This is a genomic window from Bradyrhizobium sp. BR 1433 (assembly GCF_051547665.1).
Classification (GTDB): Bacteria; Pseudomonadota; Alphaproteobacteria; order Rhizobiales; family Xanthobacteraceae; genus Bradyrhizobium; species Bradyrhizobium australafricanum.
On sequence record NZ_JBPUGG010000001.1, the window covers coordinates 7,109,940 to 7,128,591 of the forward strand.

The following is an 18,652-nucleotide window of genomic DNA, read 5'->3' on the forward strand; positions in this document are numbered from 1 at the left end:
CGGTTTCATTCGCCGGGAACGAGGTGGCCGACCGGCGGCCGTGCCAGGCGCCGGTGCCTGCGACGGGACAGATAAAGCAGCAGGCCGGTCACGGCGAACAGCGGCATCATGGCGGCGGCCAGCATGAAGGCGAGCTTGCCGGGCCATCCCAGGATGGCGCCGCGGTGGATGTCGAGTACGCTGGCGAGGACGCGTTCGCCAAACGTCTTGTCGGCGTAGCGATCCGATGAGACGACGCGGCCGGTGAGGGCGTCGATACGGAATTCGTCACGCACGGCCTCGCGCGACGAGTCCCGCGGCCATGACCGCACGCGCACGGCCGTGCCCGCGCCGGCCGGCATGGTCAGGAGGGCCCTACCGTAACTGTTGTCCTCCTGCTGCAGGAACGCCGACCAGGCGTGATCGAAGGCAAGCGGCTTTGCCTCGGCCTTCGCTTCGGTCTTAGCTTCACCCTTGCTCTCGGCGCCGCCGCGCGGCGGCTTGGACTGCATCGCGTTTGCCGTGGCCTGAGGCCGCGCGAACAGCCAGTTGGCGCCGGCCTTGTACCACTCGAACGAATACCACAGGCCGGTCAGCGTCATCACCAGATAGACCGGCAGCACCCAGGTCCCGATCACGGCGTGCAGCGAGCGATGCAGGCCGCGGCCGCGCAGTCCCAGATTCGGCTTCAGCCACATCTTGACGCTGCGCGCACGACGCGGCCAGCGCAGCACGAGGCCGGTGATCAGCATCACGATCAGGCAGATCGCGGCTGAGCCGGTGATCTTGCGGCCGATGCCATTGCCGTCGCCCGGCAACAGCAACCAGCGATGCAGCTTGCGGACGGTTGCGAAAAAGTCCTCGCCGCGCGGCGAGCCGAGCACGTGCCCGTCATAGGGGTCGACATAGACCGAGGACGGCCGCGTGCCGCCTTCGCTGCGAGCGAAACGGATGCGGGCCGCGGCGGATGGATCGCTCGACATCGTCACGGCCGAGACCTTGCCGAAATCGCCTGCCGCCGTCAGCCGCGCGATCAACTCGTCGGGCGTGAGCCGCGGGGTCGCGCTGGCCTCGACGCGCATCATCTGACTGTTCAGGCTGGCCTCGATCTCATCCTCAAAGGCCATCGTCGCGCCGGTGAGGCCGACCACGGCCCACAGCAGCGCCAGCACAAGACCAGCCAGGGAATGGACCTGCAGCAGTGCAGCCTTGATCGGGCGCCAAACGTCACTCATCAGAATTTCACCGTCGCCGAGAGCGAGAAGCGCCGCGCGTCGCCCATCGCGACCGTCAGGATGCTGTTGGCTGAAGGGTAGTAGACCGTGTCGAACAGGTTCTTGACGTTGAACTGGTAGATGACCGGGAACGACTGGACGTTGGTCTCGTAGGTCGCAAACACGTCCGCGACCGTGTAGGCCGGCAGCACGAAGCTGTTCGCGGCATCGCCCGGCCGGTCGCCGACATAGCGCGCGCCGCCGCCGAGGCGAAGCCGGCCGGGCAGGGTGGTGCCGAAATCATAGACGAGGTAGAGCGATGCGGTGTTCAGCGCGACGTTCTGCAGGGCCTTGCCGGCGAGCGTCGGGTCCTCGGTTACGCGTGCGTCGGTATAGCCATAGCTGCCGATCATGCTCCAGCTGTCAGTCAGCCTGCCGGTGACGTCGAGTTCGACGCCACGCGAGCGAACCTTGCCCGCCGTACGGTACTCGACGATACCAGTCGTGGCGTTGAGCTGCGAAACCAACACGTTCTTCTTGTCGATGTCGTAGAGCGCAAGCGTGCCGGAGATCTGTTTGTTGAAGTCGAACTTGACGCCGGTCTCCCATTGGGTGCCCTCTTCGGGCGCGATGTTGGAGCCGATCACGACGCCGCCGGTAAGCGGCGCGATGGTCGAGGTGGGTTTCAGCGATTGCGTGTAGCTCGCATAAAGCGAGACCTGGTCGGTGAGCTTGAAGATGGCGCCGCCGAGCGGCAGCACCTTGTCGGCCGAGACATTGGTATTGGTGATGAACGGGCGGCCCTTGCCGGCGAGCTGGTCGTAATCCATGTAGCGTACGCCGCCGACCAGCGCGAAGCGCTCGGTCAGATGCAGCGTGTCCTGGAAGAACAGCGACCACTGGCCGAGCTTGTCGGTCTGCGCGCTATCGGCGGCGGACACCGTCGTCCCCGGCGTGATCAGCCCATAGATCGGATTGTAGAAGTTGAAGCTCGGCGTCGCCTGCCGGATCAGGTCGTCGCGGTAGATCGTGCGGTACTGGCCGTCACCGCCGAACAGCACCTCGTTGCGAATGTTGCCGAGCCAGACATTGCCCTGCAGATAGGAGGTGCCGTAGCTGGCATTGCTGAGCGAGCCCCATGTGCCGTCATTGCTGCGGGTCTCGACGCCGGTCTTGGCGTTGACGCCGGTGATGCGGAGCTGGTTGGCGCTGAAGGTCTCGGTGTTGTAGCTGTAGGCCGCGAACAGCTTCCAGTCCTGGTTCAGCCGGTGCTCGACCGACGCCTGCATCAGGTCGGAGGTTCCCCACATGTTGTTGAACGGTTCGTCGAGCCGGCGCGTCGCCGGGATCGCCAGCGGCGCCTTGGTCACGGAATCGAATGCGGTGCCGCGGTCGAACGGCGTGATGAATTCGCGGTGCTCGTAGTTGAGCTGGATGGTGATGTTCTCGCCGTACCAGGCCAGCGACGGCGCGACCAGCATTTCGCGATGGCGGCCGAAATTGCGCCAGTAATCCTCGCTCACGCCATAGCCGATAAAGCGATAGGCGAGACCGCCATCGCCGATCGGGCCGGTGATGTCGATGGTGCCGTCGGCGCCGGTCTTGTTGTTGGCGTAAGTCGAGCCGAGCAAGGTCACCGAGCCGTGCTGATAGAGCTCGGGGCGCTTGCTGATCGTGTTGACGATGCCGCCGGGATCCATGATGCCGTAGAGCAGCGACGCCGGCCCTTCAGCACCTCGACACTTTCGACCGCTGCGTTGAGGCTGCGACCCTGCACCAGCGGCATGCCGTTGCGCATGATCGAGCCGTCGCGGTTGTCGCCGAAGCCGCGGCGCATCACCGCATCCTGGGTGCCGGCCAGCGTATTGGCCTGGGTGACGCCGCTGACATTGGCGAGCGCGTCATCGAGGTTGCGCGGCAGCTGATCCTTCAACACCTGCTCCGGCACGACGTTGACCGTCTGCGAGGTGTCCAGCGGCGAGGCGCCGCTGCGCAGTGTGGTTGGGCTTGGCATCGCGCGATAGTGCAGCTTGGCTTCGTTCAGCACGGCGGCGCTGGCTGCCGCGCGCTCCGATAGTGTCGGCGGCGCCGGTTGGGCATTCCGGCTGCGCTGCCGTGCCGCGGCGGCCGCCAGCGTTCGCTGCGCCGGCTTTGCCGCGGCGGCAGCCGGCTTGCGCTTCGGCGTCGGCTGGTCGACCGAAACAGGCGGCAACGGGACGCTCGATTGGGCGTTTGCCTGCGTCGCCGCGGAGGCGACATCGGCGAGCAGGAATGCTGCGCCGATCAGCAGATGGGTTCGGCCCTTGTCGGCGGCATTTCGACGGTCGCCGACAACCCGGCCATCAGCATTCACAGGCACTCTTGGACTTCCGATTCACGCGAACTCGTTCACGGCGCGCCTCTAGCAGTCGGCGTGCGCGAAAAGAACCGGAGCAGACTTGAATCTTCTAACCGGAATGGATTTGAATCATTCTAAGACACGACAGGGCCCGCGCGCGTGCGCGAGCCCTGAACCTCGTGACCTGCTTGTCGCGTCTGCGCGTCAAATGGCCGTGCGATCGTCGCCTAAGGCTGCAGCCGTCGTCCTGTCACATCTCAGGTGTACGGTTTGCCGTAGGCCGCGCGATGCGCCTCACGACAACGCCAGGCTGACCGGCGTCTTGCCGACCACTCCCGTGCTGACGCCGTCGCGGGCCATGGATTCGATCGTGCCCCAGTTCTCGCGAAAGATCCGCGCCGCCTCGTTGGCGCTTTCCGCCTGGATCGTCAGACTGCACGCGCGCCTCGTGCCGTTGCTGGCGAGCTGGAAGTAGAGAACATATCCAGACGATTCCGCACTCCGTGCGGCCAGCGGTGCCTGCTGCATGTAGGTTTTCCCCAAAGTGTTTTTGTTGCGCCACCCGCAGGCAGGATTTGACAGGGATGCGGCACAGTCGTGGTCGCGATCGAGCTAAGCTGAACGTTTGTTCATTTTGTTGGCCGGTGTTGCCAGGATTCAACACCGGGTGGAACTTGCCGTAGCTCGGCACTGCAACTAAGCCGCGATCGCGGCATCAGCTCAACCGTCGTGGCGTCTACGCATCGCCCTCTGGATGGACCATCAGCGTCTCTTGGATCGCGGTGGCGAGCATCGCGCCGTCACGGTCGTGGACGCGCGCGATCGACAGCCCGCGGCCGCCATCCGCGCATGGGCTCTCGGTTTCGACATGCATCCAGGCGTCGGGCGAAAATACGCGATGAAACCAGATGCAATGGTTGAGGCTCGACAGATAGAGCGGCGCGCGCGACTGCAGATCGCCGAGATGGCCGCCGACGCTGGAGAAGTTGAGCCACCAGTCCGAGAGATAGGCGAACACCGCGGCCTGGGCGCGGGAACCGGCGGCGAGCGGCTGCCGGCATCTGATCCAGAAGCGCAGACATGGCCCTGCCGTCGTGGCCGAGAGCCGGCGTTCGATCTCCGGAATGCGGAAATCCATGCTGGGCTTGATGTGCTGGGAATATGGGCCGAGCGGCCGCAACTGCGCCATCAGTGCGTCGGGGATCATGCTCAGATCGGGCAGGCTTTCGGGATCCTCCGATCGTGCGAACGGCACCGCGTGCCGCGGGCCCGGCTGCGGCGTGCAGAATGTGGCCTGCGCGCTCAGCACGGTACGCCCGTCGCCTTGCGTGCCGACGATATGGCGGGAGGAGAATCGCTTGCCGTCCTGCAGAACTTCCGCGTCAAACGTGATGCGCCTGACAGGATCGGCGCCGCGCAGGAACAAGAGCTGCAGCATCGCCGCCGGGCGATCTTCGGGCGCGCTGAGCGTTGCGGCCATCATGGCCTGGCCAAGATCTGGCCGCCATAGGAGCGGCCGTTGAGATTGCCGTCGCCGAAGCGGCTGCGATAGCGGAGCGGGGCGATCGTCTCGAGCGAGACCAGCGCCTCGGCTGCCTGATTGTCCCATTGATCGCACGTGGATTCGCTGCCTTCCGCGACGCGCTTGCGTTGCCCGTCCATTCCGATCACATCGCCGGGAATTTCTGTGGTCCGGGATAGAGCGGATAGCCGGCGGCGACACCGTATTCGCTGATGCCAAATCCGGTCTCGTTGCCGCTCTCGAGCCGGACGACATGATCCGACAGCGTCCGTGCGACAGCACGCGTCGTCGCGTCGTCGAGGTTCCAGATATCGTACGCGGCATGGTTCTCGCCGCGGTCGCCGCCATGGGTCCAGCCCTGCAGGCCGCCATACATGCCGGCCTTCAGATAGAAGCGCGTCGGCAGTGCATGCATCCTGACGCGGCGCGGCTCGCCGCGATCGAATGTGAAGGTGAAGTCGGCCGACGCGATGGTCTGACCGAGCGGATCGTCAGCCCACTCGATCTTGTGCTCCAGCGAGGTCACCTCGCGATGCGACACCGATCCGTCGGCTTCGCGGCGGAACTCGGTGCCCGAGAGGTAATGCGGCTTGCCCGGCGTGCGCTCCTTGATGAAGATCGACAGCGCCGACTCCGGGAACTGGAACATCGACCAGGTCCAGAAGAAATTGCGATGGGTCGCGACCGGCGGCCTGGTCTCGTCGGTGCGCATCTCGGATCGCAGGCCCCAGGAGCGGTCGCGCTGCCCCCACCACAGCTCGGGCTCGATCTCGTAACGCTTGCCGTCGGCGACGATCCAGCCGCGCCAGCGGCCGAATTGCGAGACGCGCGCGAGGTCTTCCTCGACGACACCGTTGCGCTCGCGAAAATTCTGCTTCTCCTGCGCCGCCGGAAAGCTCGCCTTGAATTCGAGCGCGAAGCTGATGCCGGACGGATTGTCGGCGAGCGAGATCCTATGCAGGCTGTTACCCTCGACGATCTCGATCCTGAGCCCGCCGACTTCCGTCTCCAGCGGACGGGTCCCGAGCCGGCGCGAGGCACGGAAATTGTGCTGACGCCGGCCGATGGTGATGCCGGCAAAGCCGTCGATCACGTTGCGGTTCGGGTAATAGCCGAGCCCGATGTCGATCAGCAGTTCGCTGCCGTCGATCGGATGCGCGGTGTACCAGTAGCGTTCGGTGAACCTTGCATCGCCGCCGCCTGCCTTGGCAAACGGCTGCGGCGTCTGGTGGCCGATGAGATCGTCCTGGGCTGTCAGCATTGTTCTTGTCCTTGTGTTTGAGCCGGTTCGGTCGGATGGGTAGCGCGGGATCAGTCCTTGGCCGGGCCGGCGCCCACGATGTCGCCGAACAGCACCCAGGTCTTGCCGTCGAAGCGGGCGAAACGGCGCTCGGTAATCGCTGCGTAGTCCTGCGGCGTGGTCTGGATCGTGATGCCCGGGAGCAGCATCGGCAGCTTGATGCCGCTGAGACTGGTGGCCTGCTTCAGCACGTTCTCCCGCGTGAGGTTGTCGCCGCAGCGCTGCAGGATGATGGCTCCGAGCTGGGCCGTGGTGTAGCCGGTCACCGCGATCACGTCGTTCGGGTCCATCCCCGGCATATATTTCGCGGCGAAGGCGAGATAGTCGCTCATGCCCTTGTCATTGGCCCAGGCCGGATCGTTCGGCGTCTTGTAGGAAGTCGTGGTCAGGATGCCGGTGGAGGCCTCGGTGCCTGCCGGCACCAGCACGCCGGCGATCGAATTCGCGGTCGAGCCGAGGAAGATCAGCGGTTTCCAGCCGAGCTCGTGGATCTTGCGGATCGCCATCGAGGCAAATTTGTTCTGCGCGGCGATCAGGATGGTATCGGCGCCTGATGCCTTCAGGTTCACGATCTGGGAGTCGATGGTGGGCTCGGTCGACTGATACATCGCCTCCTTGACGATCATCGTCTCGGCCTTGGCGCCGAGCCCTTCCTTCAGGCCAAGGACAAAGTCCTTGCCGATGTCGTCGGCCTGCAGCAGCACGCCGATCCTGGCGTCCGGCTTCTCGCGCAGGACGTAGCGCGCGATGATCCGCGACTCGTTGACGTAGGTCGGCGAGTAGGGCGTTGTCCAGGGAAATTGCTTTGGATCGTTCCACCGCGTACCGCCGCTCTGCACCAGCAGATGCGGAACGCCGTTGCTGTTGAGATATTTCTGGATCGCAGCGTTGGTCGGCGTGCCGAACGGCGCCATGATCGCGAGCACCTTGTCGTTTTCGACCAGCGCGCGCGTCACCTCGACGGTCTTGGGCGGGCTGTAGGCGTCGTCGCGGGTCAGGAAGTTGATATGGCGGCCGTTGATGCCACCCTTCTCGTTCAGCATCGTGAAATAGGCGAGCATGGTTTTCGGGAAGCTCGCATAGATCGACGCCGGTCCGCTGTAGGGCGCGTTGGCGCCGAGCAGAATCTCGCTGTCACTGACCCCGGGACCATAGGCCTTCTGTGCGTTCGCAGTTCCGAGCGCGCCGGCGAGCGCGAACGCCCACACCGCAAGCGTGACGATTGGCTTCCGCATCTTCCCCTCCCATGACGCCCTCTTTTGCGGGGCTGGTTGATCCGGCGATGGAAGCCTTGAAAGGCTTTACCCCTCGCATCGGCTATGCAATAATAGACCGTCTGTCCGGATTATCAACTGGAATCTCCGGACGGCGTATCGGCCTCATGCGTGACGGAAACATCCGCAGGCGTGCGCGGCCGCATGACGGTGTGGAGGAAACATGAAGCTGACGCAGGCGCTGATCGCGGCGGTGCAATTGCGCAAGGACGCACCCGGCACCATCCACGCCGGACGGTCGCGGAGCTGGAAGGAGATCGGCCATCGCGTTGCCTGTGCCGCGGGCGGGCTGCGATGGCTCGGCGTCGATGCCGGCGATCGCGTCGCCATCCTCGCGCACAATAGCGACCTCTATATCGAGGCGCTCTATGCCATCGCCTGGGCCGGTGCGGTCGCGGTGCCGCTCAACACGCGCTGGGCGGTCGCCGAAAACGCCTATGCGATTGACGATTCCACGCCAAAACTGTTGCTGGTCGACAAGGCCTTTGCCGAGATTGCGTCCGCGCTGCGCGGCGCAAAATCACTCACCGCTATGGTCTATCTCGACGAGGGACAAGTCCCCGACGCTATGCAAAGCTATGACGAGCTCATTGCGCATGCGCCGATCGAGGACGCCTCCGGCGCCTACAACGATCTCGCGGGCATCTTCTACACCGGCGGTACCACCGGGTTTCCCAAGGGCGTGATGCTGTCACATGCCAATATCATCTATGAATCGCTGGTCTGGATCTATGCGCTCCGGTTCCGTGAAGATACCCGGTATCTGCACTCGGCCGGCATGTTCCATCTGGCCGGCACCTCGCCGATGATCGCGCTCACGCTCGTGGGCGGCACCCACGTCACCATCCCGAAGTTCGAGCCCGAGCTCGCGATGAGGACCATCGCCGAACACAGAGTGGACTACTGCCTGTTTGTGCCGACCATGCTCAACATGATGCTCAATCATCCGTCCTTCGGCACATATGACCTGAGCAGCGTCAAGGATTGCGAATATGGCGCCTCGCCGATGCCCGACGCGCTGCTGGTCAAGCTGATGCGCGTGCTGCCGAGCTGGCGCTTTCACCAGGGCTACGGCATGACCGAAAGCGCAGCGCTGGCGACCATCCTGCCGTGGGAGTATCACGCGCTGGAAGGGCCGCTGGCGGGCAAGCGCAAATCGGCGGGGCGGGCAGCGCCAGGCGTCGAAATCCGCATCATCGATCCCGCGGGCAATGAGGTGCCGCGCGGCACCGTCGGCGAGATCGCGATCCGCGGCGCCGGCGTGATGCTCGGCTATTGGCGCAAGCCCGAGGAAAGCGCGCGCGTGCTGCGCAACGGCTGGCTGCACACCGGCGACGGCGCCTGGATGGACGAGGACGGCTTTGTCTACATCGTCGATCGGCTCAAGGATATGATCGTCTCCGGCGGCGAGAACGTCTATTCCGGCGAGGTAGAGAACGCGATCTTCCAGCACGAGCACGTCAAGGAGTGCGCCGTCATCGCGGTGCCCGATCCGCAATGGGGTGAGGCGGTGCACGCCATCGTGGTGCCGAAGGACGGCGCGCGGCTCGATTCCGACATGGTGATCGCGCATTGCCGCACCCTGATCGCGGGCTACAAATGTCCGCGCTCGGTCGACGTCCGTCTCGAGCCGTTGCCGCTGACCGGCTCCGGCAAGATCATGAAGTCGGCGCTGCGCGATGAGAAGTGGAAAGGCTATACGAGGTCGGTCAATTGATGCAGGAGGCTGCGAAACGATCCGATGATGCACGGGCCGCGCCGGAGCCTGTTCGCCCGGTCGCGGTGGATGACGATACAGTGCGGGCCGCACTGGCGCAGCATCTGTCGCGGATATCCGGAAGCCGGACGAAGATTGCAAGGTTCGGCCGTAAATCGTCGGGCTTCTCCTGGATCACCTACGCCTTCGTGGCGCGTTCCGCCGCTCAGGGGGATCGCAAGCTGATCCTGCGTGTCGGTCCGCCGAAGGGGTTGTTTGCGCCGTATTCGGTGCTGCCGCAGGTTTATGCGCTGCAGGCGCTGCATGGCAGCGGCGTGCCGGTGCCGGCGCTGGTGTCGGCAGAACAGGACGGCGCCGAGATCGGCTTTCCCTTTTTCATCTGCGCGCACATCGAGGGTGATGTTCCCGCGCCTTGGGCGGCGAGCGAACTCGATCTGGACCACAAGCGCACCATCGCCCGGCAGTTCGTCGAGATCCTCGCGTCGCTGCACCGGATCGATCCGGGCACAACGCCATTCGCCTCGCTGCAACAGGGCGAGCAACGCGCCGAGCTGCGCGCGATCGCCGGCTGGCGCGCGTCGCTGGCGCGTCCGACGGCGCGTTATTATCCGCTGCTCGATTGGGGCGGACGCTGGCTGCACGATAACTGCCCGCAGCCGCCGCGCCGCACCATCGTGCATGGCGACTACCGGATCGGAAATTTCATCGAGCGCGAGCGAAAGATCGCCGCCATTCTCGATTGGGAGCTCACGCATCTGGGCGATCCGCATGAAGATCTGGCCTGGGCAATGATGCCGACCTTCAATGCCGGGAGCCGCAAGCTCTATGGCGTGCTCGAGCGCACGGAGGTGATCGATCTCTATCAGCGCGCCTCCGGCATTCCGGTCTCGGACAAGAGCCTCGCCTTCTACGAGGCCTATGCGCTGTATCAGGCGGCAGCGATCCAGATGTGCGCGGTGCGCGCCTTCGAGGTCGATCGCTTCAACGACATGCGGCTCGCCGTGATGGCAAGCCAGATGCCCTCGATCGTGCGGGCCTTCGAGCGCGCATTGGAGGCCGCGGCATGAGTGCATCCTTCGAGCGGTTGATCGACGGCATAATCGATGCGCTGCAAAGCCACGTCGTGCCGAACAGCAGCGATGATTTCGTCCGCGGTCAGGTGTTCTCCGCGATCTACGCGCTGAACGGGCTGAAGCTCGCAGCCGACTGGAAGGCCGAGCCGCTGCTCGAGCAAGTGCGTCTGCAGGACGATACTTTCGCGACGGTCGAACGACTGGCCGGCAGCATGGCGCATCCGGAGGTTCCTTCGACGCCGCGCATCCAGGGCGGCACGTCCGACGTTGCCGCGATCGAGGCATTGCGCGACGATGGCGACCGGCGGCTGGGCAACTTCTGCTCTGGGCGAGCGGGGAGGACGTACGGGCGGCTAATGCCAATGCCGCGACCGAGATCGAACGCCTGCTGCGGCGGGCGATTTGCGACCAGCTCAAGATCGAGCTTGCGACGACGCCGAAGTCGATGCTGCAGCAGATCGCAGGCGGCGAACGCGACGGTGGCGCGGCGCAGGACTGAGTCAGTTGCATCGCCGACTACCCGGAATTGCATCTTTGCGCAGTGTTCCGGGAATCATTAATGGCGCCGGGAAAGAAGCTTGCCGGCCCGCGGTGCCCATGCTATTAATTCACCGAACGGTCGTTCGGATTATTATTGACGATCGATGAAGGCATCCGCGGCAAGCGGCCGGCGAGGGAGACGGAACGATGAACATGATGACCGGCGCCTCGCCATGGGAACGGTTGATCCGGCCAGATCGGGTGCATGGGTCGCTCTACACCGATCCCGACATCTTCGAGGCCGAGCTCAAGAACATCTGGTACCGGACCTGGGTCTATGTCGGACACGAGAGCGAGGTGCCGAACGCCAACGACTACGTCGTCAAGTCGATCGGCCCGCAATCCGTGATCATGACGCGCGACGAGCAGGGCAAGGTCAATTTGCTGCTCAACCGCTGTTCGCATCGCGGCAACCAGGTCTGCTCCTATGAGCGCGGCAATGCCCGCTCGTTCACCTGTCCGTTCCATTCCTGGACTTTTGCCAATGACGGCCGCCTGGTCGGTTATGCCTTCCCCGACGGCTATGAGGGGCAGGACAAGTCGCAGCTTGCGCTCGGGCGGGTGACGCGCGTCGAGTCCTATCGCGGCTTCGTGTTCGGCTCGTTCGCGGCCGATGGTCCGACCCTGAAAGAGCACCTCGGCGGCGCCGCCGAGACCATCGATCGGCTGGTGCGGACGTCGCCCGAGGGCGAGGTCGAGATCACGGCGGGTTTCCTCAAGCATCGCGTCAAGGCGAACTGGAAGTTCATCCTGGAGAACGAGTGCGACGGCTATCACCCGGCCTTCGTGCACACTTCGATCTTCGGCGTCGCCGACAGCATGATCGGCAAGCTCTATGGCGGCGCCTCGACTGCGCTGACGCGCGACTACGGCAACGGCCATACCGAGATCGACCTGCGGCCCGAGTTCCGCAGGCGCGATGCGCCGATGAGCTGGTTCGGTACCAGCGAGGACCGGCTGCCGGACTATACGGCGCGCATGAAGGCTGCCCATGGCGACACCGCCGCGCGGGAGATCATGATCGACGGCACGCCGCATGTGATGATCTTCCCGAACCTGTTCATCGCCGAGATCCAGATGTTCGTGATCCAGCCGCTCGGCGTCGACGACAGCGTGCAGCACGTCACCGCGTTGCAGTTCAAGGGCGCGCCCGATCTGAACCGAAGGCTGCGCCAGCAGACCATGGGCTCGGTCGGCCCGGCCGGCTTCCTGCTCGCGGACGATTCCGAAATGTACGAGCGTTGCCATCGCGGCGTGCTGGCGCGCAATCCCGAGTGGATCTTCCTCGGCCGCGGCGAGAAGCGCGAGCGGCAGGACGAACTCGGCTTCACGGTCGGCCACGTCACCGACGAGGTGCCGTCGCGCGGCATCTGGACCCATTATCGCAAGCTGATGGAGCCTAACTGATGCTGTCGCGCGAGAGCAGCGCCACCTTGATGAGCGCCATCACCGCCTTCCTCTATCGCGAGGCGCGGCTGCAGGACGAGCATCAATACGAGGCCTGGGAAAAGCTCTGGACCGACGACGGCGTCTATTGGGTACCGGCCAACGGCGCCGACATCGACCCGGAACGGCAGATGTCGATCATCTACGACAACCGCTCGCGGATCGCGCTGCGCGTCCGGCAGCTGATGACCGGCAAGCACTTCACCCAGACGCCGCAGTCGAATTTGCGCCGGCTGATCTCCAACATCGAATTGATGGACGAGCAGCCTGACGACGGCGACATCGCGGTTGCCAGCAACAGCCTCATTTTCGAATCGAGCCTGCGCGACGACACGCTGTGGGCGGCGCGCAATGAATACCGGTTGCGCCATGTCGATGGCGAATTGCGGATGGCCGCCAAGAAGGTCATCCTCGTCAACAACGACAAGGCGATCTACACGCTCTCGTTCCTGGTCTAGAGGAAAACGCGCCATGATCGACAAGGGCCCCGTTCTGCTCGACATCACCGACGGCATCGCGCGGCTGCGGCTCAACCGCCCCGATGCGGCCAACGGCATGAGTGTCGAGCTGCTCCGCGCGCTGTGCGACGCCATCATGGTCTGTCATGGTCATTCCGATCTGCGCGTCGTGCTGCTGAGCGGCGAGGGCACCAATTTCTGCGCCGGTGGCGACGTCCGCGCCTTCGCCTCCATGGGCGAGAAGCTGCCGGACTATATCCGCCAGGCCACCGCCTATCTGCAGAATGCCGTGACCGGATTGCTGCGGCTGGAGGCGCCGGTCATATCATCGGTGCAGGGCTTTGCGGCGGGCGGCGGCGGCTTTGGTCTGGTCTGCGCCTCTGACATCGTGATCGCGGCGGAGTCGGCAAAATTCCTCGCCGGCGCGACACGGGTGGCGATGGCGCCGGATGCCGGCGTCTCCGTTACGCTGTCGCGGCTGGTCGGCTTGCGGCGCGCGATGTCGATCCTCCTGACCAATCCGGTGATCCCGGCGGCGGAAGCGTTGCAGATCGGCATCGTCACCAGGGTCGTGCCCGATGCCGAGCTCGCCGAGGCATCGCTCGCGCTGGCCCGCGAACTTGCGGCCGGCGCGCCGAAGGCGCTGGCGGCGACCAAGCGGCTGGTCTGGGCCGGCACCGGCACCAGCATCGAGCAGTGCCTGTCGGAAGAGGCGCGCACCGTCGCGGAACTCTCGGGGATGGCCGATGCACGCGAAGGCCTCGCCGCGGTGATCGAGCGGCGCCAGCCCGTATTCACGGGGCGCTGAGGTGGCGACCTTGCCATTCGGACGTCTCGATGGCCGCCGCGCCTTCGTCTCCGGCGGCGCGCGGGGCATCGGTGCTGCGATCGCGCGCAGCTTTGCCGGCGCGGGCGCCAGGGTCGTGATCGCCGATCTCGATGTCGCCGCGGCCTCGGAGCTGGCGCGCGAGACCGGCGCCGGCGTTGCAGGATTAGACGTCAGCGATGCGACGGCAGTGCAGGCTATGATGGCGCAGGACGGCCCGTTCGACATTGTCGTCAACAATGCCGGCATCGATCAGCACGCCTTCTTCACCGATACCACGGCGGAGGATTGGGCGCGGCTGATCGCGGTCAATCTCACCTCGGTCTTGGCCTGCACCCACGCCGCGCTGCCGGCGATGCAGGCGGCGCGCTTTGGCCGCATCATCAACGTTACCTCGGAAGCGGCGCGGCTCGGCTCAAAGGGCGGCGCGGTCTACTCCGCGGCCAAGGGCGGCGTGATCTCGTTCACCCGGAGCATCGCGCGGGAGAATGCACGCTATGGCATCACTGCGAACGCGATCGCGCCGGGACCGATCCGCACGCCGATGCTGGAGCAGGCGGTGGCAAAGGGCGGCGACAGGATCCTGCAGGCAATGACCGGCGCAACGCTGCTCGGCCGCCTCGGCGAGCCGGAGGAGGTCGCGGCTGCCGCGCTGTTCCTGGCTTCCGACCAGGCCGCCTATATCACCGGAGAGACGCTCGGCATTTCCGGCGGCATGGGCATCGGCGGCTGAAATGGGCAGCGCGGACGACGATATCGCAATCACGCCGGTCGATCGCGCGATCGAGCGTTTGCGCGCGATCTATCGCGGCTGGACCCGCGATACATCGGTGGCGCAGATGCGCGACGACTGGGACGCCGCCTTTGCCGGCTGCTCGGTGCCGGTAACGTGCCAGCCGGTCGCCGCCGGCGGGGTCGACGGCGAATGGCTCGTGCCGACGGACGCATCGCGCGACAAGGTGATCCTCTATTTTCACGGCGGCGGTTTCCGCATCGGCTCGGTCGCGTCGCATCGCGACCTGGCCGCACGGATCGCCGATGCATCCGGCTCCCGCGTGCTCTCGATCGATTACCGGCTTGCCCCGGAGCATCGCTTCCCCGCGGCACTCGAGGATGCGCTGACTGCCTATCGATATCTGCGCGATCAGGGGCTGCATCCGGCGGATATCGCCTTCGCCGGGGATTCGGCCGGCGGCAATCTCGTGCTGTGCACGATGCTGGCGGCGCGCGACCGTGGCCTGCCGCTGCCCGCCGCCGCCGCGCTGATGTCACCATGGACCGATCTTACCGCGAGCGGCGCCAGCTATGAGAGCAGGGCCGAGGCCGATCCGATCCACCAGCGCGCGATGATCCTGGCGCTGGCGAAGAACTACCTTGGCAAGGACGGCAATGTCCGGGATCCGCTGGCCTCGCCGCTTTATGCCGATCTCACCCGTCTGCCGCCGCTGCTGGTGCAGGTCGGCGACCGTGAGACCGTGCGCGACGATGCGACGGAACTGGCCGCACGGGCGAAGGCTGCCGGAGTCGACGTCAAGCTGCAGGTGTGGGACGGCATGATCCACGTCTTCCAGATGTTCCCGGAGATTCCGCAGGCGCGAGAGGCGATCGCATCGCTGGCAGCTTTTTTGCGCAACCATCTTCACATCGGCCATGAGAGGGCGCCACAATGAACGTCATGACGTCGGATCCGCGCCAGCTCACTGAGACCGAATTCCACTTTTCGGAGCAGCCCAATCTGCCCGAGGAGCTGCGCATGCTGCGCGAGCAGGTGCGCCGCTTCGTCGAGAAGGAGGTGGTGCCGCATGCCGAGGCGTGGGAGCGCGACGGCAAGATCCCGCGCGAGATCTATCGCCGCATGGGCGCGCTCGGCTTTCTCGGCATGCGCCATGCGGTCGACCATGGCGGCACCGACATGGGGCCGCTGGCCTCGATGGTATTCGCCGAGGAGTTGGGGCGCTCCAGCTTCGGCGGTTTCACCTCGTCGATCCTCGTGCATACCGACATGTCGGCGGTGCACATCTCCTTGCGCGGTACGCCGGAACAGAAGCAGAAGTATTTGCCGGCGATTATCCGCGGCGAGACGGTCTGCTCGATCGCAGTGACCGAGCCCGATGCGGGCTCCGACGTCGCAGGCCTCAAGACGCGGGCGCGGCGCGACGGCGACAGCTGGGTGATCAACGGCGCAAAGATGTTCATCACCAACGCGGTCTATGGCGACATCCTGATCGTCGCCGCGCGGACCGACCCGCATGCCAAGGGCAGCCGCGGCATCTCGCTGTTCATCGTCGAGCGCAACACGCCGGGCATCACGGCGACCAAGCTCGACAAGCATGGCTGGCTCTGCTCGGACACCGCCGAGATCGCGTTCCAGGACGTGCGCGTGCCGGCGGAAAACCTGCTCGGCGAGGAGAACAAGGGCTTCTATGGCATCATGGAGACCTTCCAGAACGAGCGCATCTGCATCGGCGGCATCTGCGCGGGCGAATCCGCCAAGGCGATCGAGCTGACGACGAATTACGTGAAGACGCGGCAGGCATTCGGCGGCCCGCTCTGGAATCAGCAGGGCGTGCGGCTGAAGCTCGCCCAGCTTGCCGCGAAGGCGGCGGCGGCGCGGGCGCTGGCCTATCAGGCCGCCGAGCTCGCGGCGGCCGGGCAGGATTGCCTGCGCGAAGTGTCGATGGTGAAGGCGCTGTCGCCCGAGGTGCTGCACGAGGTCGTGCATGGCTGCCTGCAACTGCACGGCGGCTCAGGCTTCATGCGCGGCACCCCGATCGAGCGCATGGTGCGCGACGCGCGGGTGCTGACGATCGGCGGCGGCGCCACCGAGGTGATGCTGGAGGAAGTGGCGAAAAGGATGTGACGCCGGCGCTCTTTCTTACCTCGCCCCGCTTGCGGGGAGAGGTCGGATCGCATCGTGAGATGCGATCCGGGTGAGGGGGAGTCTCCACGAGCGTTTCTGGCAGCGCGTCTGCGGATGCGGCCCCTCACCCCAACCCTCTCCCCGTAAGAACGGGGCGAGGGAGCAGACCTACGTCCGGGTCATGTCATTTCTGGGCACGAGCGCCCTGGCCGACAGTCTGCGCCGCAATGCCCGGCTTCAGCCGCCAGTCCTCGCCAAAATCCGCGAGCGGGTGGAAGAACAGCGGCTCGGTGGTCTCGAGCTGCCGCAGCCGTTCGGCATAGTCGTTGAGATAGCGGCGCCGCGTGGCCTCGTCGACGAAGTTCACTGAATACGACACGAACGGCGGCAGCACCTTGCAGCCGGCATAGGCCAGCATGCCGTTCTGGATCGGCCACAGCACCACATCGAGCGCACCGACCAGCCCGTCGGACGCGCACATGCCGGGATAGGCGGCGGTCGAGGTCACGACCATGGCACGGCGGCCGCTGAGGCCGCCGGTGTCGTAGCGGCGGCCGCTGCCGTAAATTGCGCCATTGACGAACACGCGGTCGATCCAGCCTTTCATGATGGCGGGGACGGAGAACCACCACAGCGGAAACTGCAGGATCAAGAGGTCGCACCACAGCAGCTTCTCGATCTCGGCGGCGATATCGCTGCTGAGCGCCCCGTGCTGCAGGTTGTATTTCTGCTCGCGGTCATATTGCAGCCGGTCGGGAAACCGCCGCGCGCCAAAATCTTCGGCGGTCGCCACCGGGTTGAACCGCATGGCGTAGAGATCGGAGATCCTGACCGTGTGCCCGAGCGCGGTCAGTTCCGCCACCGACCGCGCCAGCAGTGCAGCGTTGAACGACTGCGCCTCCTGATGGGCAAAGACGATCAGGACCTTCATCTCTCTAGTTTACCGGCTTGAAGCTGAGCGTCGCGGCATCGGCTTGCATGATCTGCAGCTTCTGGTTGGAGAAGCGGACGCCGGGACCGAAGCTGATCGGCGCCATCACGCCGGTCTCGACATTCTTGGTCTTCTCCAGCTCCGAGATGGTGCAGGCCCAGGTCGGCTGCTTGCCGCAGCGCTCGATCGCGGTGATCAAGACCTTCGCGGCGGCATAGCCGGTCATGGTGTAGCGGTTGATGCCCTTGAACTCAGCCTCCGACACCAGCGGCTTGGCCTTCTCGAGGAACGCCTTGCCCGCCGTGCCGGCAAACGGCTCGACATAGTCGACCGCGTAGATGCCGTCGCCCGCCGGGCCCATCAGCTTCAGCACCGGCTCGATGCGGCCAGGGCCAGAAGATGCCGGTCACCGGCTTGATGTTCAATTTCTCGAGCTCCTTTGTCATCGCGATGTTCTCGGCGATGATGCCGCCGGCCAAAAACACCTCGGCGCCCGAATCCTTCAGCTGCAGCATGTCGGACGAGAAGTCCTGCTGGCCCTTCTTGTAGTTGCCGCTGTAGACGACGTTCAGCTTCTTGGCCTTGACCACGGAATCGAAGCCGTCGCGCACGGTGATGCCGTAATCGTCGTCCTGGGTGATCAGGCCCCATTTCTTGCCGGGGTTCCTGTCGGCGAGGAAGTTGACGAGGTGGATGATGCCCTCCTCGTAGGATTGCCCGACCACGAACACGTTCTTGCGCGCCGGCTCCCACAGGAATTTGACCGGCGCGACGTCGATCACGGTCGGGATGCCGGACTTCTCCAGCACCGGCATCACGGCGATCGACTGGCCCGAACCGGAGATGCCGAGCATCGCAAACACCTTGTCGACGTCGATCACCTTCTTGACGCCCTGGATGGTGCGCGCGGTAACGTAGCCGTCGTCCTCCAGCACATATTTGATCTTGCGGCCGTTGATGCCGCCGGCGGCGTTGGCTTCGGCGATCGCGATCTTGTGGCCGATCGAGGCGGCGACGCCCAGCAGCGCCGGCGGGCCGGTCAGGGGCTCGACGTCGCCGATGAGGATCTCGCTGTCGGTGATCCCGGGATCGGCGGCAGCGGCCGGGCCGGTCGCGAGATAGGCCGTGGAAAGCAGCAGCGCGGCCGCCGCCAGGTGTTTGATCATTGTCTCCT

At 65.2% G+C, this 18,652-nt stretch carries 18 protein-coding genes and 1 pseudogene; 9 read left to right on the plus strand and 10 right to left on the minus strand.

Annotated features, from left to right (window positions below; translation table 11 throughout):
- Nucleotides 1–5: 5 nt before the first annotated feature.
- The 7 genes and pseudogenes from ACSKB9_RS34160 to ACSKB9_RS34190 form a co-directional block, all read right to left on the minus strand.
- On the minus strand, nt 6–1,214 hold the full coding sequence (locus ACSKB9_RS34160) for a PepSY-associated TM helix domain-containing protein (RefSeq protein ID WP_438078677.1): 1,209 nt from the start codon (nt 1,212–1,214) through the stop codon (nt 6–8).
- Nucleotides 1,214–3,546, minus strand: a pseudogene (locus tag ACSKB9_RS34165) (TonB-dependent siderophore receptor). The gene ACSKB9_RS34160 and the pseudogene ACSKB9_RS34165 overlap by 1 nt, the downstream one beginning before the upstream one ends.
- Before the next feature lie 279 nt (nt 3,547–3,825).
- Nucleotides 3,826–4,059: a hypothetical protein gene (locus tag ACSKB9_RS34170; protein ID WP_159109512.1), complete on the minus strand. Its 234-nt coding sequence runs from the start codon at nt 4,057–4,059 to the stop codon at nt 3,826–3,828.
- Between the two features lie 208 nt (nt 4,060–4,267).
- Complete coding sequence (locus tag ACSKB9_RS34175; RefSeq protein ID WP_438078679.1) at nt 4,268–5,014, minus strand: acyl-CoA thioesterase; 747 nt, start codon at nt 5,012–5,014, stop codon at nt 4,268–4,270.
- Nucleotides 5,011–5,193, minus strand: coding sequence for a hypothetical protein (locus ACSKB9_RS34180; RefSeq protein ID WP_438078681.1), 183 nt, complete (start codon nt 5,191–5,193; stop codon nt 5,011–5,013). The genes ACSKB9_RS34175 and ACSKB9_RS34180 overlap by 4 nt, the downstream gene beginning before the upstream one ends.
- A 5-nt stretch (nt 5,194–5,198) precedes the next feature.
- Complete coding sequence (locus ACSKB9_RS34185) at nt 5,199–6,314, minus strand: hypothetical protein (RefSeq protein WP_438078683.1); 1,116 nt, start codon at nt 6,312–6,314, stop codon at nt 5,199–5,201.
- 50 nt (nt 6,315–6,364) lie between these two features.
- The gene (locus ACSKB9_RS34190) at nt 6,365–7,588 is read right to left on the minus strand and encodes an ABC transporter substrate-binding protein (protein ID WP_438078685.1); all 1,224 of its coding nucleotides are present in this window, start codon (nt 7,586–7,588) and stop codon (nt 6,365–6,367) included.
- Between the two features lie 202 nt (nt 7,589–7,790).
- Here ACSKB9_RS34190 and ACSKB9_RS34195 point away from each other — a divergent pair, with 202 nt between their 5' ends.
- The 9 genes from ACSKB9_RS34195 to ACSKB9_RS34235 all read left to right on the plus strand — a co-directional run bounded on the left by ACSKB9_RS34195 (nt 7,791) and on the right by ACSKB9_RS34235 (nt 16,547).
- Entirely contained in the window at nt 7,791–9,344 is a 1,554-nt protein-coding gene (locus tag ACSKB9_RS34195; RefSeq protein ID WP_438078687.1) for an acyl-CoA synthetase, read from the plus strand.
- On the plus strand, nt 9,314–10,411 hold the full coding sequence (locus ACSKB9_RS34200; RefSeq protein ID WP_438078688.1) for a phosphotransferase family protein: 1,098 nt from the start codon (nt 9,314–9,316) through the stop codon (nt 10,409–10,411). Before ACSKB9_RS34195 ends, ACSKB9_RS34200 begins: the two co-directional genes overlap by 31 nt.
- Nucleotides 10,408–10,977 (plus strand): hypothetical protein, encoded by a 570-nt coding sequence (locus tag ACSKB9_RS34205; RefSeq protein ID WP_438078689.1) that lies wholly within the window; start codon nt 10,408–10,410, stop codon nt 10,975–10,977. Before ACSKB9_RS34200 ends, ACSKB9_RS34205 begins: the two co-directional genes overlap by 4 nt.
- Before the next feature lie 127 nt (nt 10,978–11,104).
- The gene (locus ACSKB9_RS34210; protein ID WP_438078690.1) at nt 11,105–12,364 is read left to right on the plus strand and encodes an aromatic ring-hydroxylating oxygenase subunit alpha; all 1,260 of its coding nucleotides are present in this window, start codon (nt 11,105–11,107) and stop codon (nt 12,362–12,364) included.
- Nucleotides 12,364–12,861, plus strand: a complete 498-nt coding sequence (locus ACSKB9_RS34215; RefSeq protein WP_038387409.1) for an aromatic-ring-hydroxylating dioxygenase subunit beta — start codon at nt 12,364–12,366, stop codon at nt 12,859–12,861. Before ACSKB9_RS34210 ends, ACSKB9_RS34215 begins: the two co-directional genes overlap by 1 nt.
- Nucleotides 12,862–12,874: 13 nt before the next feature.
- Nucleotides 12,875–13,669, plus strand: coding sequence for an enoyl-CoA hydratase/isomerase family protein (locus ACSKB9_RS34220; RefSeq protein WP_225159227.1), 795 nt, complete (start codon nt 12,875–12,877; stop codon nt 13,667–13,669).
- 1 nt (nt 13,670) lies between these two features.
- Nucleotides 13,671–14,420 carry an SDR family NAD(P)-dependent oxidoreductase gene (locus ACSKB9_RS34225; protein ID WP_438078693.1) on the plus strand — a complete coding sequence of 250 codons (750 nt, stop codon included), beginning with the start codon at nt 13,671–13,673 and terminating at the stop codon, nt 14,418–14,420.
- A gap of 1 nt (nt 14,421) precedes the next feature.
- Nucleotides 14,422–15,357, plus strand: a complete 936-nt coding sequence (locus ACSKB9_RS34230; protein WP_438078694.1) for an alpha/beta hydrolase — start codon at nt 14,422–14,424, stop codon at nt 15,355–15,357.
- Nucleotides 15,354–16,547, plus strand: coding sequence for an acyl-CoA dehydrogenase family protein (locus tag ACSKB9_RS34235; protein WP_438078696.1), 1,194 nt, complete (start codon nt 15,354–15,356; stop codon nt 16,545–16,547). Before ACSKB9_RS34230 ends, ACSKB9_RS34235 begins: the two co-directional genes overlap by 4 nt.
- Nucleotides 16,548–16,731: 184 nt before the next feature.
- Here the strand turns inward: ACSKB9_RS34235 and ACSKB9_RS34240 are convergent, their stop codons facing one another.
- Genes ACSKB9_RS34240 through ACSKB9_RS34250 form a run of 3 tightly spaced genes read right to left on the minus strand, consistent with a single transcriptional unit; the run spans nt 16,732 to nt 18,644 of the window.
- Nucleotides 16,732–17,478 (minus strand): NAD(P)H-dependent oxidoreductase, encoded by a 747-nt coding sequence (locus ACSKB9_RS34240; protein ID WP_438078698.1) that lies wholly within the window; start codon nt 17,476–17,478, stop codon nt 16,732–16,734.
- A 4-nt stretch (nt 17,479–17,482) separates the two neighbouring features.
- A complete protein-coding gene (locus ACSKB9_RS34245; RefSeq protein WP_438078700.1) occupies nt 17,483–17,839 on the minus strand; it encodes an ABC transporter substrate-binding protein in 357 nt (118 codons plus the stop codon).
- Entirely contained in the window at nt 17,730–18,644 is a 915-nt protein-coding gene (locus ACSKB9_RS34250; protein WP_438078701.1) for an ABC transporter substrate-binding protein, read from the minus strand. Before ACSKB9_RS34250 ends, ACSKB9_RS34245 begins: the two co-directional genes overlap by 110 nt.
- Nucleotides 18,645–18,652: the final 8 nt, after the last annotated feature.

Excerpts from the sequence above, each read along its gene's own strand:
- ACSKB9_RS34160 (WP_438078677.1), bottom strand. The coding sequence starts at position 1,214 with ATGAGTGACGTTTGGCGCCCGATCAAGGCTGCACTGCTGCAGGTCCAT.
- ACSKB9_RS34170 (WP_159109512.1), bottom strand. The coding sequence starts at position 4,059 with ATGCAGCAGGCACCGCTGGCCGCACGGAGTGCGGAATCGTCTGGATAT.
- ACSKB9_RS34175 (WP_438078679.1), bottom strand. The coding sequence starts at position 5,014 with ATGATGGCCGCAACGCTCAGCGCGCCCGAAGATCGCCCGGCGGCGATG.
- ACSKB9_RS34180 (WP_438078681.1), bottom strand. The coding sequence starts at position 5,193 with ATGGACGGGCAACGCAAGCGCGTCGCGGAAGGCAGCGAATCCACGTGC.
- ACSKB9_RS34185 (WP_438078683.1), bottom strand. The coding sequence starts at position 6,314 with ATGCTGACAGCCCAGGACGATCTCATCGGCCACCAGACGCCGCAGCCG.
- ACSKB9_RS34190 (WP_438078685.1), bottom strand. The coding sequence starts at position 7,588 with ATGCGGAAGCCAATCGTCACGCTTGCGGTGTGGGCGTTCGCGCTCGCC.
- ACSKB9_RS34195 (WP_438078687.1), top strand. The coding sequence starts at position 7,791 with ATGAAGCTGACGCAGGCGCTGATCGCGGCGGTGCAATTGCGCAAGGAC.
- ACSKB9_RS34205 (WP_438078689.1), top strand. The coding sequence starts at position 10,408 with ATGAGTGCATCCTTCGAGCGGTTGATCGACGGCATAATCGATGCGCTG.
- ACSKB9_RS34210 (WP_438078690.1), top strand. The coding sequence starts at position 11,105 with ATGAACATGATGACCGGCGCCTCGCCATGGGAACGGTTGATCCGGCCA.
- ACSKB9_RS34215 (WP_038387409.1), top strand. The coding sequence starts at position 12,364 with ATGCTGTCGCGCGAGAGCAGCGCCACCTTGATGAGCGCCATCACCGCC.
- ACSKB9_RS34220 (WP_225159227.1), top strand. The coding sequence starts at position 12,875 with ATGATCGACAAGGGCCCCGTTCTGCTCGACATCACCGACGGCATCGCG.
- ACSKB9_RS34230 (WP_438078694.1), top strand. The coding sequence starts at position 14,422 with ATGGGCAGCGCGGACGACGATATCGCAATCACGCCGGTCGATCGCGCG.
- ACSKB9_RS34235 (WP_438078696.1), top strand. The coding sequence starts at position 15,354 with ATGAACGTCATGACGTCGGATCCGCGCCAGCTCACTGAGACCGAATTC.
- ACSKB9_RS34240 (WP_438078698.1), bottom strand. The coding sequence starts at position 17,478 with ATGAAGGTCCTGATCGTCTTTGCCCATCAGGAGGCGCAGTCGTTCAAC.
- ACSKB9_RS34245 (WP_438078700.1), bottom strand. The coding sequence starts at position 17,839 with ATGGGCCCGGCGGGCGACGGCATCTACGCGGTCGACTATGTCGAGCCG.
- ACSKB9_RS34250 (WP_438078701.1), bottom strand. The coding sequence starts at position 18,644 with ATGATCAAACACCTGGCGGCGGCCGCGCTGCTGCTTTCCACGGCCTAT.